Annotated in this window: 18 protein-coding genes, 1 other RNA gene and 3 other annotated features (1 of these 22 cut by a window edge); of the genes, 17 read left to right on the top strand and 2 right to left on the bottom strand. The window is 35.7% G+C overall.

Annotated features, from left to right (window positions below; translation table 11 throughout):
• Positions 1-85 (top strand) — a binding site (T-box leader); it begins 137 nt to the left of the window's first position.
• Positions 86-131: 46 nt separating this feature from the next.
• The 17 genes from ACO1PF_RS01670 to ACO1PF_RS01590 all read left to right on the top strand — a co-directional run bounded on the left by ACO1PF_RS01670 (position 132) and on the right by ACO1PF_RS01590 (position 15,018).
• Positions 132-2,780 (top strand): valine--tRNA ligase, encoded by a 2,649-nt coding sequence (locus ACO1PF_RS01670; protein WP_423189644.1) that lies wholly within the window; start codon positions 132-134, stop codon positions 2,778-2,780.
• A gap of 2 nt (positions 2,781-2,782) precedes the next feature.
• On the top strand, positions 2,783-3,439 hold the full coding sequence (locus ACO1PF_RS01665; protein ID WP_423189643.1) for an HAD family hydrolase: 657 nt from the start codon (positions 2,783-2,785) through the stop codon (positions 3,437-3,439).
• 63 nt (positions 3,440-3,502) lie between these two features.
• Positions 3,503-4,186, top strand: coding sequence for a RadC family protein (radC, locus tag ACO1PF_RS01660; RefSeq protein ID WP_423189642.1), 684 nt, complete (start codon positions 3,503-3,505; stop codon positions 4,184-4,186).
• 208 nt (positions 4,187-4,394) lie between these two features.
• Complete coding sequence (locus ACO1PF_RS01655; RefSeq protein ID WP_423189641.1) at positions 4,395-4,595, top strand: cold-shock protein; 201 nt, start codon at positions 4,395-4,397, stop codon at positions 4,593-4,595.
• A gap of 214 nt (positions 4,596-4,809) precedes the next feature.
• Positions 4,810-5,820: a rod shape-determining protein gene (locus ACO1PF_RS01650; protein ID WP_423189640.1), complete on the top strand. Its 1,011-nt coding sequence runs from the start codon at positions 4,810-4,812 to the stop codon at positions 5,818-5,820.
• Between the two features lie 181 nt (positions 5,821-6,001).
• Positions 6,002-6,856 (top strand): rod shape-determining protein MreC, encoded by an 855-nt coding sequence (gene mreC / locus ACO1PF_RS01645; protein ID WP_423189639.1) that lies wholly within the window; start codon positions 6,002-6,004, stop codon positions 6,854-6,856.
• Entirely contained in the window at positions 6,856-7,419 is a 564-nt protein-coding gene (gene mreD / locus ACO1PF_RS01640; RefSeq protein ID WP_423189638.1) for a rod shape-determining protein MreD, read from the top strand. The genes mreC and mreD overlap by 1 nt, the downstream gene beginning before the upstream one ends.
• Before the next feature lie 18 nt (positions 7,420-7,437).
• Positions 7,438-8,124 (top strand): septum site-determining protein MinC, encoded by a 687-nt coding sequence (locus ACO1PF_RS01635; protein WP_423189637.1) that lies wholly within the window; start codon positions 7,438-7,440, stop codon positions 8,122-8,124.
• Positions 8,117-8,911, top strand: coding sequence for a septum site-determining protein MinD (minD, locus tag ACO1PF_RS01630; protein WP_423189636.1), 795 nt, complete (start codon positions 8,117-8,119; stop codon positions 8,909-8,911). Before ACO1PF_RS01635 ends, minD begins: the two co-directional genes overlap by 8 nt.
• Positions 8,912-8,935: 24 nt before the next feature.
• Positions 8,936-9,175 (top strand) — a binding site (T-box leader).
• 110 nt (positions 9,176-9,285) lie between these two features.
• A complete protein-coding gene (locus tag ACO1PF_RS01625) occupies positions 9,286-10,068 on the top strand; it encodes an amino acid ABC transporter substrate-binding protein (RefSeq protein ID WP_423189635.1) in 783 nt (260 codons plus the stop codon).
• Positions 10,069-10,092: 24 nt separating this feature from the next.
• On the top strand, positions 10,093-10,722 hold the full coding sequence (locus ACO1PF_RS01620; protein WP_423189634.1) for an amino acid ABC transporter permease: 630 nt from the start codon (positions 10,093-10,095) through the stop codon (positions 10,720-10,722).
• A gap of 13 nt (positions 10,723-10,735) precedes the next feature.
• A complete protein-coding gene (locus ACO1PF_RS01615) occupies positions 10,736-11,380 on the top strand; it encodes an amino acid ABC transporter ATP-binding protein (protein ID WP_423189633.1) in 645 nt (214 codons plus the stop codon).
• Between the two features lie 97 nt (positions 11,381-11,477).
• Positions 11,478-11,552 (top strand) — a sequence feature (ribosomal protein L21 leader region).
• Between the two features lie 48 nt (positions 11,553-11,600).
• The gene (gene rplU / locus ACO1PF_RS01610; RefSeq protein WP_423189632.1) at positions 11,601-11,912 is read left to right on the top strand and encodes a 50S ribosomal protein L21; all 312 of its coding nucleotides are present in this window, start codon (positions 11,601-11,603) and stop codon (positions 11,910-11,912) included.
• Positions 11,913-11,934: 22 nt separating this feature from the next.
• Entirely contained in the window at positions 11,935-12,276 is a 342-nt protein-coding gene (locus ACO1PF_RS01605; protein WP_423189631.1) for a ribosomal-processing cysteine protease Prp, read from the top strand.
• A gap of 16 nt (positions 12,277-12,292) precedes the next feature.
• A complete protein-coding gene (gene rpmA, locus ACO1PF_RS01600) occupies positions 12,293-12,577 on the top strand; it encodes a 50S ribosomal protein L27 (protein ID WP_071847648.1) in 285 nt (94 codons plus the stop codon).
• A 220-nt stretch (positions 12,578-12,797) separates the two neighbouring features.
• Positions 12,798-13,805 (top strand): class I SAM-dependent methyltransferase, encoded by a 1,008-nt coding sequence (locus ACO1PF_RS01595; RefSeq protein ID WP_423189630.1) that lies wholly within the window; start codon positions 12,798-12,800, stop codon positions 13,803-13,805.
• 22 nt (positions 13,806-13,827) lie between these two features.
• On the top strand, positions 13,828-15,018 hold the full coding sequence (locus ACO1PF_RS01590) for an acetate/propionate family kinase (protein ID WP_423189629.1): 1,191 nt from the start codon (positions 13,828-13,830) through the stop codon (positions 15,016-15,018).
• Between the two features lie 63 nt (positions 15,019-15,081).
• Here ACO1PF_RS01590 and ACO1PF_RS01585 read toward each other — a convergent pair whose 3' ends face one another.
• Entirely contained in the window at positions 15,082-15,546 is a 465-nt protein-coding gene (locus ACO1PF_RS01585) for a universal stress protein (RefSeq protein ID WP_423189628.1), read from the bottom strand.
• Positions 15,547-15,664: 118 nt separating this feature from the next.
• Positions 15,665-15,853, bottom strand: a non-coding RNA gene (gene ssrS / locus ACO1PF_RS01580) — 6S RNA.
• Position 15,854: the final 1 nt, after the last annotated feature.

The following is a 15,854-nucleotide window of genomic DNA, read 5'->3' as shown; positions in this document are numbered from 1 at the left end:
CAGGCCATTATTTCTGTTATTAAGAGATCATTATTCAATTATGTAATGATAATTTAGGTGGTACCGCGAAGCATTCGTCCTATAGTTTTAGGATGAGTGCTTTTTTTTATGAAAAAAAGGAGTGAAACTAAATGGAAAAAGCAAAAGATATGTCAAAAAAATATGAGCCTTTAAAAGTAGAAGAAGGAAGATACGAGCAGTGGGTAAAAGAGGATTTATTCAAACCGAATGAAACAGGTATTGAACCTTACTCGGTTGTTATCCCACCGCCTAACGTTACGGGTAAATTGCATTTAGGTCATGCTTGGGATACGACATTACAAGACATCATCATTCGTCAAAAAAGAATGCAAGGGCATGACACGTTATGGTTACCAGGCATGGATCATGCTGGGATCGCTACCCAAGCTAAAGTCGAAGAAAAACTAGCGCAGGATTCTATCTCGAAATATGACTTAGGTAGAGAAAAATTCATAGAAAAAGTTTGGGAATGGAAAGAGGAATATGCGGGTAACATTCGGACTCAATGGTCAAAAGTAGGTATCTCGGTTGATTATTCCAGAGAACGATTTACTCTAGATGAAGGACTCAATGACGCGGTAAACAAAGTATTTGTTGATCTGTATAAAAAAGGTCTGATTTATCGTGGAGAATATATTATCAATTGGGATCCTAAAGCTCAAACTGCGCTCTCTGATATCGAAGTGGATCATAAAGATGTGAATGGCGCGTTTTACCATATCAAATACCCAATCATTGGTACTGAGGAGACAGTAGAAATCGCCACAACTCGTCCAGAGACAATGCTCGGGGATACAGCAATCGCTGTCCATCCTGACGACGAAAGATACCAGCATTTGATTGGCAAAAAAGTTTTATTGCCTATCGTAGAACGTGAATTAACTGTTATTGCGGATGATTATGTAGACGCAGAGTTCGGGACGGGTGTGGTTAAGATCACTCCAGCCCATGATCCTAATGATTTTGAAATCGGTAAGCGTCATGATTTAGAGCAAGTGAATGTCATGAGTACTGATGGCTCAATGAATGAATTAGCTGGAAAATACGAAGGTATGGATCGGTTTGAAGCGAGAAAAGCTTTAGTTAAAGATTTGAAAGATCAAGGGTATCTAATAAAAGTTGAAGAGATGATCCACAGTGTCGGACACTCAGAACGTACTGGCGTTATCGTCGAACCGAGATTGTCAACGCAATGGTTTGTTAAAATGCAGCCACTAGCTGAACGTGCGCTAGAAAACCAATTAACTGAAGATAAAGTGGAGTTTGTACCTGAACGATTCGAAAAAACGTTTAATAACTGGATGGAAAATGTACACGATTGGGTAATTTCCAGACAGCTTTGGTGGGGACACCGTATTCCCGCTTGGTATCATAAAGAAACTGGTGAGATATATGTAGGAGAAGCCGCTCCTAAAGACAGTGAAAATTGGGAGCAGGATAATGACGTGCTTGACACGTGGTTCAGTTCAGCTCTCTGGCCTTTCTCCACTATGGGCTGGCCCAACGAAGATGAAGAGGATTTCAAGAAATATTTCCCGACAAGTACTTTAGTAACTGGATATGACATCATATTCTTCTGGGTCAGTCGCATGATTTTCCAAAGTTTAGAATTTACCGGGAAAGCGCCATTTAAAAATGTATTGATTCATGGTCTTATTCGTGATGAACAAGGCAGAAAAATGAGTAAATCATTAGGCAATGGTATCGACCCAATGGAAGTGATCGATCAATATGGTGCGGACGCCTTACGGTGGTTCTTATCAAATGGTTCAGCTCCTGGGCAGGATGTTCGCTTTAGTTATGAAAAAATGGATGCTTCCTGGAATTTCATCAATAAAATATGGAATGCCAGTCGTTATGTCATCATGAATTTAGAAGATTTTTCATACTCTGATAGGGACATGTCGGGAGAGAAATCTATTGCAGACAAATGGATTTTAGCCCGGTTAAATGAAACAATTAAACAAGTCACTGAATTGTTTGAAAAATTCGAATTCGGTGAAGCCGGCAGAAGACTATACACATTTATCTGGGATGACTACTGTGACTGGTATATTGAAATGAGTAAAGAATTGCTCATTCAAGGAACAGATGAACAAAAAGTTACTACGAAGTCTGTCTTGCTTCACGTGCTGGATCAAACGTTGCGCTTACTCCATCCAATTATGCCGTTTGTTACAGAAGAAATATGGGAACATATTCCTCACGAAGGGCAATCGCTCGTAGTGGCAGAGTATCCTGTAACTTCAAGTGAATTCGAAGATGATGAAGCAATTATCAATATGAAGATGCTCACCGAATTGATTCGTTCTGTCCGTTCGATAAGATTAGAAGCTAATCGTTCGTTATCTAAAAAGATTGATATATTGATAAAAACAAAAAGTGAGAAAGAAAAAGATTTCTTATTTGAGAACCGGTCATTTATCGAGCGATTTTGTAATCCTAATGAGCTGATCATTGATACTGAAGTTGACGTGCCAGCCGAAGTGAAATCAGCAGTTATTTCCGGAGCAGAAGTATATCTTCCCTTAGCTGGTTTAGTTGACATTGAAGAAGAAATAGAACGACTAGAGCAGGAAAAAACGAAGTGGCAAAATGAAATAGACAGAGTGGAGCAAAAACTGGCAAATGAAAAATTTGTCCAAAATGCGCCAGATAAGATCGTAAATGCTGAAAAAGAAAAAGGCAAAGACTACAAAGAGAAATATGATGCTATAACGAACCAAATCGTAAAACTAAAACAAGTAAAAGAAGGGTAAATATGAATTCTATTGTAATATTCGATATGGATGGCTTAATGTTTGATACCGAACCTCTTTACTATAGGGCTAATCAAAAGACTGCGGACGCTTTGAATATTCCCTTCGATTATTCTTTTTATAAGAAATATATCGGCGTGAGTGAATCTGATTTCTTTGAAGCGATGTATAGACAGTTTCCAGAAAAAAAAGTGAATCAGTTTATTGTCGATAGTAAAAAGGATTTGGAAGATCTTTTATTTTCTGAGCTACCTCAGTTGAAAATAGGACTTATAGAATTGCTTACCTATTTAAAAGAAAAAGGGTACAAAACAGTTGTAGCCTCTAGTTCAGAAAGAAAGATCGTAGACAAATTATTACGATTAACTGATTTACACATATATTTTGATGATTTCATAGGGGGAGATGAGGTTGCTAAATCTAAACCTCATCCTGAAATATTCCAAAAAGCAGTTCAATTAGTTGGGAATGAAGCGTCAGAAATATTAGTACTGGAAGACTCTTTAAACGGTATACGAGCGGCCTGTTCAGCTGGATACAAAGTCATAATGGTTCCCGACTTAATTCACCCGAATGAAGAGGCAAAAGCTAAAACGCTAGATATTTGCGAGAGTTTGGAAGAAGTTTTAATGAAAATAAAAAGTGAGAAAATAATTTAATGGATAGTGTATATAGAAGAGAAGATTAAAATCTTCTCTTCTTTTTATTTAGGAGGGAAATATATGCTTAATCAAAAATTTGTTGATGTTCCAGAACAGTCACGACCTAGAGAGAGGATGGCAGAATATGGACCTGCTGCCTTAGCGAACCATGAATTACTCGCGATTTTATTGAGAACGGGGACCAAGGACTACAATGTGTTACAGCTGAGCATGCAGGTTTTCTCATACTTTGATGATTTATATATGTTTAAAAACGCATCTCTTGAAGAATTACTATCCATACCAGGTATAGGGAAAGCAAAAGCGGTTGAATTACTTGCTTCTATTGAACTTGGTAAACGAATGGCAAAATCAACAGTTTTGAAAGAAGGTGTCATTACTTCAAGTCAATTTGTTGGGAAATTATTAATGGAAGAACTTAAAGGTTTACAACAAGAGCTAGTTGTCGGATTGTTTTTAAATACTAAAAATGAAATAATAAAAAAAGAGACCATATTTAAAGGAAGTTTAAACTCCAGCGTCGCTCATCCTAGGGAGATTTTTAAAGCTGCTATCAAATATTCTTCTGCAAGAATCATCATCGCTCACAATCATCCATCTGGAAACCCTGAACCTTCAGAAGCGGATCTGGCATTTACGAAAAGAATGAGTGAAGCCGGGAAAATTGTGGGCATCGAACTTCTTGATCATTTTATTATAGGAGAAGATCGATATGTCAGTCTAAAAGAATGCGGGGCATTGTAATTTTTTTTGATGAATATTTAAGGGTAGCAGTCAATTAATTTTAATCAATTAGGGTTATTTACTTGCGATATCTATTTTTGCATGGTAGTATAAATGTAGCATTTTGTTAGGGAAAGAACCAAGTAATGTTTAATAACATTCCGATTCGTACCTTTAGCAATAATGTGAAATAATTTGTGCATTCAAGGCACGAGGAGGAAACAGTAATATGGAAAACGGTACAGTAAAATGGTTTAACGCAGAAAAAGGATTTGGATTTATCGAGCGCGAAGGTGCAGAAGATGTATTTGTACATTTCTCAGCTATTAACGAAGAAGGATTCAAATCATTAGACGAAGGTCAAGCAGTTACTTTCGATATTGAAGAAGGCGCACGCGGACCTCAAGCAACAAACGTAGAAAAAGCGTAATACTAAACCATTATAATTTTTAACCGAGTAGGATTTTTATCCTACTCGGTTTTTTAGTATATTTAAACAAGTCAATGTCACGTTTCAAATATTAAATTTGAAATAAAATGTAAGTTAGCTAGTGCATAATCACTTGGAAAAGGGTACAATTATATATTGTAATGTTAAATTAAAAATATATTAGTGAGTTAGAGATTTGAGAGGAGATTTTTCAGTGTTCTGGTTTAGAAAAAAAGGGGTCGGTATTGATTTAGGTACCGCTAATACAAAAGTGTATATAGAAGGAAAAGGTATTGTCTTAGGCGAACCTTCAGTGGTAGCGAAAGATAAAAGAACTAATGAAGTTGTATCAGTTGGTGAAGATGCTCAAAAAATGATTGGTCGTACACCTGGAAGTATTGTTGCTTTACGTCCGATGAAAGATGGCGTTATTGCTGATTTTGATACGACAGCTGCGATGATTGAATATTTTATTACCAAAGCAGTAGGAAGACGAGGGACTAAACCTGAAGTAATTGTATGTGTTCCTGGTGGCGGTACAGAAGTTGAAAAGAGAGCAATCATCGATGCGGCAAAAATGGCCGGTGCAAGAGATGCCTATTTAATAGAGGAACCATTTGCAGCGGCGATTGGTGCAGGTTTACCTGTCAATGAACCGACCGGTAGTATGGTAATTGATATTGGCGGAGGAACCACTGATGTTGCTACAATATCTTTAGGAGGTATTGTAAGCAGTCGCACGATCAAGATGGCGGGTGATCAAATGGATCAGTCGATTATTCAGTTTATAAGAAATAAATATAATTTACTTATAGGTGAAAGAACTGCTGAAGCAGTGAAGATGGAATTAGGTAGTGCTTCTATTGAGGCAGCAAAAGACATGGGTTCTATGGATATCAGAGGGAGAGACTTGTTAACTGGATTACCAAAAACAATCTCAATTCCAGCGGTTGATGTAGCTGAAGCTATCAAAGAAGTGATAGAAAGTATCCTTGTTGCTGTTAAAGGAACATTGGAAGATACATCACCTGAAATTTCAGCTGATGTCATTGATCGAGGTATCGTCTTAACGGGCGGCGGAGCAATGCTGAAACATCTCAGCGATGTGATTGCTGAAGAAACAGATGTCCCTGTTTTTGTTGCAAGCAATCCTTTAGACTGCGTAGCAATAGGAACTGGTGAAGCATTAAATCATTTAGATATTTACAGAAAGCAATCTAGATAAATACATCAAACTAGCGGGAAGACGTTCTTCCCGCTAGTTTGATGAACAATCACTTATTACTAACTTAGTACCAACTTTTTATTGGTACATAAGTATGATTCACTCATTTTGTATCTACATCTACGAACAGTCGATGATCTATGGTAAAATAAGCAAAGTTAAATTATAAGAGGTGTCATAATTGAACCAATTTTTTACAAATAAAAAATTAATCGTATTACTTGTCAGTGTCATTTTGTTTGTTTCACTTATTTCATTTTCGACGAGAAATACTGGGAATATACCTTTTGTGCAGCAAGCAACCAATGATATTACTGCAGTTCTAGGTAGAGTATATTCAAAACCCGCTAATGCCATCATAAATGTTTTTGATTCAATTGATGATTTACAAAATACGTATGAAGAAAACCAAAGATTGAAAATTGAAATAGATCGTATCTATGAACGGCAAGCGGAATTAAACACGCTTAAAGACGAGAACGAGCGATTAGTAGAAGAGCTTGATTTAAAAGAATCATTAACAGATTACCGGACTATATCTGGTACAGTTATATCCAGAAATCCAGACAATTGGGTTGATCAGATTGTTGTTGATCGCGGGAGTCAAGATGGTGTAGAAGTAGGTATGCCAGTAATGTCTGGGAATGGATTGATCGGTAGAATTTCAGAAACAAATCCAACGAGTTCAAAAGTTGTTTTATTAACAAATATCGAACAAACATCCAATCAAGTTTCTTCAGAGGTCGTAATGGAAGACGATACAGTATATGGATTAATAAGTGATTATAATAATGAAACTGACCGCTTACTAATGTCTCAAATAACTTCTACTCTGGACATTGAAGAAGGAGAACTTGTGACAACTTCCGGGTTAGGCGGATCTATTCCTAGAGGTTTGATCATTGGTGAGGTAAATGAAGTAACCATGGATTCACACGGTCTTGCTCAACAAGTGTATGTGACTCCATCGGCAGATTTTAATAATATTCGATTTGTAACGATTATTCACCGTACAGCTGAGAGTGGTGAAGAGTAATGTCTAATTGGAAAAAAATTATTATACCCATTTTTCTGTTGTTTTTTACATTACTCATCGACGGAGGTCTGACCTATTTATTTCATGATCAATTAAATTCTTCTATAGGCTTGATGATACCACGATTAGTAGTTGTCACTCTCATCATGCTGGCTTTTTATTTGGATCCAAAGCAGTTATTTGGTCTTTCACTAACTTTTGGATTCATCTACGATAGTTATTATAGTGGCGTTTTAGGTGTGTATATTGCTGCCTTTGTTCTAATGACTTATCTGGTCATTCAAATACGTCAAATTATCAATCCTTTTTTCTATGTTATACTATTGGTTAATGTAGTGGTCTTAACGATTATGGAATTATTCGTTTTTGGGGTATATAGAGGCATCGGATTATCTGATTTGACACTCCAACTATTTTTAGTTAATCGTTTAGGCGGAACCTTAGTATTTAATACAGTCGTATTTCTGATTATTGGTTATCCGCTTAGAGAATGGATGAAAGTATTAGTTAATATAGATGAAAACAAAACGGGTAAAAATAATAAAAGTACGTCAATTAGATAAAAACTAGAGGTGGACAATATGAAGAGTGCTGTATCATTAAAGGGTACAAAAGAAGGTTATCAACTTATTATACAATCTTCAGCTTCTATGCAAGACGTGTATAAAGATCTTAAAACATTGACAGAGCAATTAAAAACAGATTCTCAAGCTGGAAGAGAAATTGAATTCCATGTAAAAACTGGTCAGCGAGAGTTAACTGATGACGAAAAAAAAGAGATGACTGATATTATTGAAGATGACTACTTTAAAGTTTCTTCATTTGAAGCAGATGTCATGTCAATGGACAAATTCATGAAGTGGCATAACCAGATAAGTCCGTCGCTTGAAGTCAGGACAGTTAGAAGTGGTCAAATCGTTGAATCTGAGGGTGATATGTTACTAATTGGGGTCGTTCATCCCGGAGGAACAGTACGTGCCACAGGAAGTGTTTTCATAATAGGTGAGTTAAAAGGAATAGCTCATGCGGGTATCAACGGTAAAGAAAGTGCAGTGGTGGTAGCTAATTTCCGTTATAATGCACAAGTGCGTATCGGAGATAATGTTCACGTCATTGAAAAAAAAGATCAGAACAACGATGAAAACTCTGATACTGTTGAATTTGTTTATGTTAATGATTTACATATCATTGAAGTTTCTCCCCTAGAAAATTTAAAAGCCATTCGTCCGGAAATTGGTAAACATGCAGGAGGTATTTATAATGGGTAAAGCCATAGTTATCACATCAGGTAAGGGTGGAGTAGGAAAAACAACATCCACAGCAAATATTGGAACAGCTTTAGCCCTTCAAGGTAAAAAAGTTTGTTTAATAGATATGGATATAGGATTAAGAAATTTAGACGTAATACTTGGTCTGGAAAATCGCATCATTTATGATATTATCGACATAGTAGAAGGAAGAGCAAAATTACATCAAGCACTTATAAAAGATAAACGATTTAATGATCAGTTATTCTTACTTCCGGCTGCGCAACATGCAGATAAAAATGCCATAAACGAGACCCAAATGATCGAACTGGTGGATGAACTGAGAACCGATTTTGATTATATTTTAATTGATTGTCCTGCCGGTATTGAACAAGGATTTAAAAATTCCATAGCTGCAGCTGATGAAGCAATTTTAGTAACCACACCAGAAATATCAGCTATCAGAGATGCAGATAGAATTATCGGATTAATTGAACAGACTTCGATCCAGTCGCCACAATTAGTTATCAATCGTATTCGAAAAGGTATGATGGAGGCAGGAGATGTGATGGATATTGAAGAAATAACACGACATCTGTCTATAAAACTCTTGGGTATTGTCTTCGAGGATGATGAAGTTGTGCGTTCATCCAATAAAGGGAATCCGGTCGTCTTAGATCCGAATCATCCGGCTTCACAGGGTTATAGAAACATTGCAAGAAGAATACTGGGAGATACCGTTCCTTTAATGACTGTAAAAGAAGAAAAAGTGAGCATTTGGAAAAAATTATTTGGTTTTAAAAAATAATTATGCTATGATATAAAAAATAATAAAAAAGCTATGATGAGAAAAAGTATAAGATATCTTTTACAGAGAGGTTACGGTAGGTGAAAGTAACTAAAAGATTACTTTGAAAACACATCTCTAAGCTTTAAGCTGAAAATCGAGTAAGCTTGACCGGATGCACCCGTTATCGTGCCAGCGTTTAGCAGTTGTGAACGTGTTGAGGTAACAAGCTAATTATATTTGTTACGAATAAAGGTGGGATCACGATATTTAATCGTCCTTTAATTCTCTTTTTAAGAGGATTAAAGGGCGTTTTTTTTTTATGTAAGAACTGCAGACTTGCGTAAAATAGATGGACAAATAAAAATAATGAAAAACTTTAGGAGGAAAAACTAATGAATAAATCAAAAGAGCTATTAATGGGGTTACTGGTATCGGGAATCGTATTAACCGGATGTCAAACAAATGAGGCTGAAAGTGGAGCTGAAGATAACGCGTACGTCATTGGTTTGGATGATACATTTGCCCCAATGGGTTTCAGAGACGATAACGGTGAATTAATTGGCTTTGATATAGACTTAGCTAATGCCGTAGCAGAAGATTTGGACCGTTCCATAACATTTCAGCCGATCGATTGGGCAATGAAAGAAACAGAATTAAATGCCGGAAACATTGATATGATATGGAACGGCTACACAATAACAGAAGAACGTGCAGAAAAAGTTGATTTTGGCACACCTTATTTAGAGAATAGTCAGTTGATTATTACCTTGGAAGAGAATGATATAGAGATGAAATCAGATTTAATAAACAAAAAGGTAGCCGCTCAACAATCTTCTAGTGCAGTAAGTGCTATTGAAAGTGATCCATCAGATATTATTTCTCAGTTTGATAACGGAGAAGTTATTCAATTTCCATCAAATAACGATGTCTTCAATGATTTGATTTCTGGTCGCAGTGAGGCAATCGTCGTAGATGAAACATTAGGCCGTTTCTATATGGCTCAAAACAAGGCACCTAATTATAAAGTTTTAGAAGAAAACTTTGGTAATGAAGAATACGCTATTGGATTTAGACAGGAAGATGATGATTTGAGAGAAGAATTTAATGGATCACTTGAAAGACTTATGGAAAATGGCACGTATGATGATATTTACCAAACATGGTTCAGTAAGTAAGATTAAATAATAGGAGTGAAGCTTATGTTGTGGTCAGCCTTGCCTTCTATCATTGGAGGCTTAGAATTAACTTTGAAGTTGTTTGGTTTGGTATTAGTACTTTCCCTTCCCCTAGGTTTAGGTGTGGCAGTGGTCAAAGTATATGGACCTAAATTCTTACAGGGAATCATTACGCTATATATTTATGTTATGCGAGGGACACCACTATTGCTTCAGTTAATGTTTGTGTTTTTTGGCTTACCATATATTGGAATAACGCTTGATCGGTTTCCATCAGCTGTCTTTGCTTTTGTATTAAATTATGCAGCCTATTTTGCAGAAATATTCAGAGGGGGAATGGTTGGCGTCCCAAGTGGTCAATTTGAAGCTTTGAAAGTTTTAGGTATAGCTCATTTTAAAGGGTATACTAAGGTCATTTTTCCACAAGTTTTAAAAACGACTCTCCCAAGTTTAGGAAACGAAGTTCTCGCTTTAGTCAAAGATACATCACTTGTTTATATCCTAGGTTTAGGAGAAGTTTTGCGAGCAGGTCAAATTGCTGCTAACAGATATGCCTCTCTTGTTCCCTTCATGTTTGTCGGTGTATTGTACCTCATCATAACGGGAATCATTTCATATTTATTGAATAAAATCGAGAATAATTATCAAATATAGAGGAGATTGACTGATGCTTGAGATTAATAATTTGAGTAAAAAAATGAATGGTATCGATCTTATAAAAGATTTTTCTCTCACGGTGAACAAAAGAGAAATCGTTTCTATCGTAGGAGAATCTGGTTCAGGAAAAACAACCTTTATTCGTCTGTTGAATCAATTAGATACACCAGATGAAGGACAGATTAAATTGGATGACGAAACTTTATTCTCTACTCACGAATCCTACAATAGCGCCAATAAAAAAATCGGACTAGTCTTTCAAGATTTTCAGCTTTTCCCTAATTTAACTGTCAAAGAAAATTGTACGCTTAGCCCGATACTCAATAAGGAATTAAGTAAAGAAGATGCAGATAAGAAAGCTGAACGGTTATTAGATAAATTAACTATTTTGGATAAGCAGGATGTTTATCCAAAAGCATTGTCTGGTGGACAACAGCAACGCGTGGCCATTGCTCGTGCTTTAATGTTGGAACCACAAATTTTATGCTTGGACGAGCCTACTTCTGCACTGGATCAAGATACGGCTAATCGTTTTGGAGAGTTGCTGAAGTCGATAATCAAAAATGATGTCGGGGTTATTATGATCACACATGATTTGGGATTTGCTGAAAAATTTAGTGATCGATTCATTTCTTCTGCTGAATTTTTAAGATAAATCTTTTATGACCGAACAGCAAATCACTCGCTGTGAAACTATTGATTGACTCTAAATGTTTAATTTGGTAAGATAACAATGTTGTAAATGTGTAGCACCACAACTACAACCGCTCGTATATAAGTTTAAAAGTAGACTTCTGCTACTTATAACGGCGAGTCTAAGTGCTTAAGAATAGAACTAAACGTTTTATTCATCAATTAAAGGAGGTGCAACAAACATGTACGCAATTATCAAAACAGGTGGAAAACAGTTTAAAATAGAAGAAGGTCAAGACATCTACGTAGAAAAATTAGACGGAGAAGCTGGCGATTCTGTAATTTTTGACGAAGTTTTGTTTGTTGGAGGAGATAATACTGTAGTAGGTAATCCCTTCATCAAAGGTGCTTCTGTAGAAGGTACGATTGAAAAACAAGGTCGTATGAAGAAAGTGACAACGTTTAAATATCGTCGTCGTAAAGATTCTCATACAAAAAAAGGACATCGTCAACCTTATACAAAAGTTTCTATTACATCAATTAAATCTAACTAATATTTGAGAAAGTGAGACTGAAATGATAGACATTCAATTTCGCCGTGAAGGTTCTAAAATAATGTCCGTAGAAATATCTGGACATGCTGAAGCTGGCCCATACGGTAATGACATTGTTTGTGCTGCTGTTTCAGCTTTAAGTATCGGTACAGTAAATAGTCTATCAGAAATTGCTGAAATACCTGTTGATGTGGTTTCTGCAAATGATTCTGGTGGATATTTAAAATTTACTTTACCTGCTGATTTAACTCAAAAACAAATGGAAACTGGTCAGATACTTATGAGAAGTCTTTACTTATCTTTAAAAAGTACAGAAGAAGAATATCAGGAGTATTTGCGAATTAATTCCCTCGATGGGAAGTAATGGAGGTGTATTGAATATGTTGAAAATGAATTTACAATTGTTCGCTCATAAAAAAGGTGGCGGTTCAACAACTAACGGCCGTGACTCACAATCAAAACGTTTAGGATCTAAACGTGCTGATGGACAAGCTGTTTCTGGAGGATCTATTTTATACCGTCAAAGAGGAACTAAAATCCATCCTGGTGAAAACGTAGGACGAGGTGGAGACGACACTTTATTTGCTAAAATTGATGGTGTTGTTCGCTTCGAACGTAAAGGTAAAAACAAAAAGCAAGTATCTGTTTATCCTTTAGCTAACTAAGCAAGATAAAAACTGGAATCATAAATCTTTTTAGATTTTGATTCCTTTTTTTATATCTAAAAATCTGGAACAGTGTCGTAATGGCAGGATGAAAAAATTATATTTAAAGCTTAAATCTTGTACAAGCCTTATGAATAAGTTAAGATGATATAAGTGTGCGAGTTTTACTTTCAAGCTGTATAACAATTGAGATATTGTTTAAAATGAAAGGGTTGTTGTAGTGGATACCATTAAAGTAGAAGAATTTTATACTGTCTTATTAGAATCGACACAACTTATAAAAGATGATTTAGATTCTACTTTTATAGAAGCTTTTATTGAAACAGGTGAAAACATCATAGATAATGGGGAAATTCAAATTGAGAATAACCTACCTAAACCAGAAACTAGAGATAAGTTGAAAAAATTGTATGACTCTCTATCTGTTGATGATTTGTCACTGGAAGAAAAGAAAAAAGCCATACAGATGATGTTGATCAATACTGTAAAAGAAGAGCGACTGCAAGTTAATCATCAACCGACTCCTGACGGTATTGGGGTCATATTGTCTTATTTCATAGAATTATTTTATGATAAAGATGAGGCACTACATCTGGCTGATTTATCCGTGGGAAGCGGGAATTTATTATATACTCTTTTTACGACACTCTTTTCTAACAATTCCAAGATCAAATTGACCGGTGTGGATAATGATGAATTACTTATATCGTTGGCGTCTACTGTTTCAGGATTATTAAATATTCCGATTCAGTTAATGCATCAAGATGCTTTGCAGCCTCTTTTATTAGATCCTGTAGACGTAATGGTCTCAGATCTTCCAATAGGCTATTATCCTAAAGATGTAGAAAGTGATGCATTTCAAACTGGGTTTGAAGAAGGTTATTCTTACAGCCACTATTTACTTATTGAACAAGGGTTTAATTATTTAAAAGAAAATGGGTATGCTTTTTATTTGTTACCTACAAATGTGTTTGAGTCAGAAGAGGTAAAAAGTTTACTACAGTATGTTCATTCTGTAGGGCATGTCCAAGCAATTATCCATATGCCACATGAATGGTTCAGTTCGCCCAAATCAAGAAAATCGTTGTTTATTGTGCAGAAGAAAGGTAATAAGAGTAAACAGGTTTCTGAAGTATTGGTATCAACTGTACCTAGTCTCAACGATCAGAATGCATTTAAAGAATTTATTCTAGATATAAAAGAATGGAAAAAAGAGCAACAAATATAATTATAAAAAGGGAGCGACTAATATGTCAAAGACGATTGCAATTAATGCTGGAAGTTCAAGTTTGAAATGGAAATTATTTATAATGCCACAAGAAGAAGAGTTAGCATCTGGTGTTGTTGAACGTATTGGATTAAATGATTCTATTTTTACAATTAAATATAATAATGGTGAAAAATTTAAACAAGTTGTCGATATTGCTAATCACGAAATTGCTGTTGAAATGCTTTTAAAACAATTAACGGAGTTAAACATCATTAGTGATTTTAATGAAATTACAGGTGTAGGCCATCGTGTCGTTGCTGGTGGTGAAATTTTCAAAGATTCAGCACTAGTAACTGACGAAGTCATTGAACAGATCGAGAGTTTATCTGAATTCGCGCCCTTACACAACCCTGCCAATGCAAGAGGAATTAAAGTTTTTAGAAAAATTTTACCAGATATTACAAGTGTAGCTGTATTTGATACGTCTTTCCACCAAACAATGCCTAAAGTAAACTACTTGTATAGTATTCCATTAGAATATTATGAAAAACATAATGCCCGTAAATACGGTGCACATGGAACAAGTCATAAATATGTTGCTCAACAAGCAGCTGAAATGTTGGGGAAACCTATTGAAGAACTGAAAATCATTACATGCCACTTGGGTAATGGGGCTTCAATTACAGCAGTAGACGGTGGGAAATCTGTGGATACTTCAATGGGATTCACCCCATTGGCTGGTTTAACGATGGGAACTCGTTCAGGCGATATCGATGCTTCATTACTTCCGTTTTTAATGGAAAAAGAAGGTATTGAGTCCATTAACGACATGATTTATATTTTAAATAATGAATCTGGATTAAAAGGTATTTCTGGAATTTCAAGTGATATGAGAGATTTAGAAGATGTAGAAGATACAAACGAACGAGCAGAATTGGCTTTACGCATATTCGAAGATAGAGTAAAAAAATATATCGGTTCATATGCAGCAACTATGAATGGCGTTGATGCTATCGTCTTTACAGCCGGTATCGGTGAGAATGGTCCAGAAACACGTGAGAAAGTCATTGATGGTATTTCTTTCCTTGGTGCTCACATCGATGGTGAGAAAAATAATGTTAGAGGTAAACAAAGAATTATCTCGACAGATGATTCAAAAGTTAAAGTTTTACTCATCCCTACAGATGAAGAAGTTATGATTGCTCGTGATGTACAAAAATTCAGTAAATAATTACTGAAAAAAGGCTTCACAATTCCGAATTACCGGAATTGTGAAGCCTTTTTATTCTCGAATCTATTCTTCAGTATATTTATTATCTAGGTCAGTACGTACGATTAAGACATCACATTTAGCTTGACGTATAACGTATTCAGAAACAGAACCGACAAATATACGTTCAACCGCATTTAAACCAGTGGCACCAAGCATGATTAAATCAACATTTTCAGCCTCTGGTATCTGTTTTGCAATCATTACTTTTGGTGATCCATATTCTAACACAGTTCTGACTTGTGAAAGTCCCTCTTTCTTGGCGTATGCTTTGTAATCATTAAGGGTACCTTTAGCTTCTTCACGTGCGTTATCAGCAATTGAGCCATCAAACGTGCTGAATGATTGATAAGCTCTAGTGTCAATTACATGGGCAAGTACAAGAACAGCATCATTTCTTTTTGCTACTTCTACTGCTTTTTTGAATGCTTTCTCTGCTTGAGAAGACCCATCGATAGCTATTAAAATTGTTTTATACTCTTGTAACATGTTACACACAACCCTTCTTTTATTCTTATATTAATTATACTAAAGTTTATACTAATTACCTAATAAAAGGAAAAAAAGAGCCAAGACATAAGTCTTGGCTCCGTTTAAAAATAAGTATAAGAAATCCGATGGTGCCGGTTGAACGCCATATTAGGTTGAACCCGCTATAAGCAGGTGGGCTTCACCAGAAAAATATTTGACTTCCAAATGATAAGGCATGTCAGCAATTTCTCCTTTAGAATCCCAATGTTTTAATAAAATGTTCGGTCAACACTGTTTGTAGGCATCGCGTACACCTCAGAATTCTT

The sequence above is a fragment of the Alkalibacterium sp. f15 genome, assembly GCF_049389645.1.
Lineage (GTDB): Bacteria > Bacillota > Bacilli > Lactobacillales > Carnobacteriaceae_A > Alkalibacterium.
This window is presented reverse-complemented; position numbering and strand designations above follow the sequence as displayed.

What these genes read in the sequence shown, in the direction of transcription:
- ACO1PF_RS01670 (WP_423189644.1), top strand. Translation starts at nt 132, where the DNA reads ATGGAAAAAGCAAAAGATATGTCAAAAAAATATGAGCCTTTAAAAGTA.
- ACO1PF_RS01665 (WP_423189643.1), top strand. Translation starts at nt 2,783, where the DNA reads ATGAATTCTATTGTAATATTCGATATGGATGGCTTAATGTTTGATACC.
- radC (WP_423189642.1), top strand. Translation starts at nt 3,503, where the DNA reads ATGCTTAATCAAAAATTTGTTGATGTTCCAGAACAGTCACGACCTAGA.
- ACO1PF_RS01655 (WP_423189641.1), top strand. Translation starts at nt 4,395, where the DNA reads ATGGAAAACGGTACAGTAAAATGGTTTAACGCAGAAAAAGGATTTGGA.
- mreD (WP_423189638.1), top strand. Translation starts at nt 6,856, where the DNA reads ATGTCTAATTGGAAAAAAATTATTATACCCATTTTTCTGTTGTTTTTT.
- ACO1PF_RS01635 (WP_423189637.1), top strand. Translation starts at nt 7,438, where the DNA reads ATGAAGAGTGCTGTATCATTAAAGGGTACAAAAGAAGGTTATCAACTT.
- minD (WP_423189636.1), top strand. Translation starts at nt 8,117, where the DNA reads ATGGGTAAAGCCATAGTTATCACATCAGGTAAGGGTGGAGTAGGAAAA.
- ACO1PF_RS01625 (WP_423189635.1), top strand. Translation starts at nt 9,286, where the DNA reads ATGAATAAATCAAAAGAGCTATTAATGGGGTTACTGGTATCGGGAATC.
- ACO1PF_RS01620 (WP_423189634.1), top strand. Translation starts at nt 10,093, where the DNA reads ATGTTGTGGTCAGCCTTGCCTTCTATCATTGGAGGCTTAGAATTAACT.
- ACO1PF_RS01615 (WP_423189633.1), top strand. Translation starts at nt 10,736, where the DNA reads ATGCTTGAGATTAATAATTTGAGTAAAAAAATGAATGGTATCGATCTT.
- rplU (WP_423189632.1), top strand. Translation starts at nt 11,601, where the DNA reads ATGTACGCAATTATCAAAACAGGTGGAAAACAGTTTAAAATAGAAGAA.
- ACO1PF_RS01605 (WP_423189631.1), top strand. Translation starts at nt 11,935, where the DNA reads ATGATAGACATTCAATTTCGCCGTGAAGGTTCTAAAATAATGTCCGTA.
- rpmA (WP_071847648.1), top strand. Translation starts at nt 12,293, where the DNA reads ATGTTGAAAATGAATTTACAATTGTTCGCTCATAAAAAAGGTGGCGGT.
- ACO1PF_RS01590 (WP_423189629.1), top strand. Translation starts at nt 13,828, where the DNA reads ATGTCAAAGACGATTGCAATTAATGCTGGAAGTTCAAGTTTGAAATGG.
- ACO1PF_RS01585 (WP_423189628.1), bottom strand. Translation starts at nt 15,546, where the DNA reads ATGTTACAAGAGTATAAAACAATTTTAATAGCTATCGATGGGTCTTCT.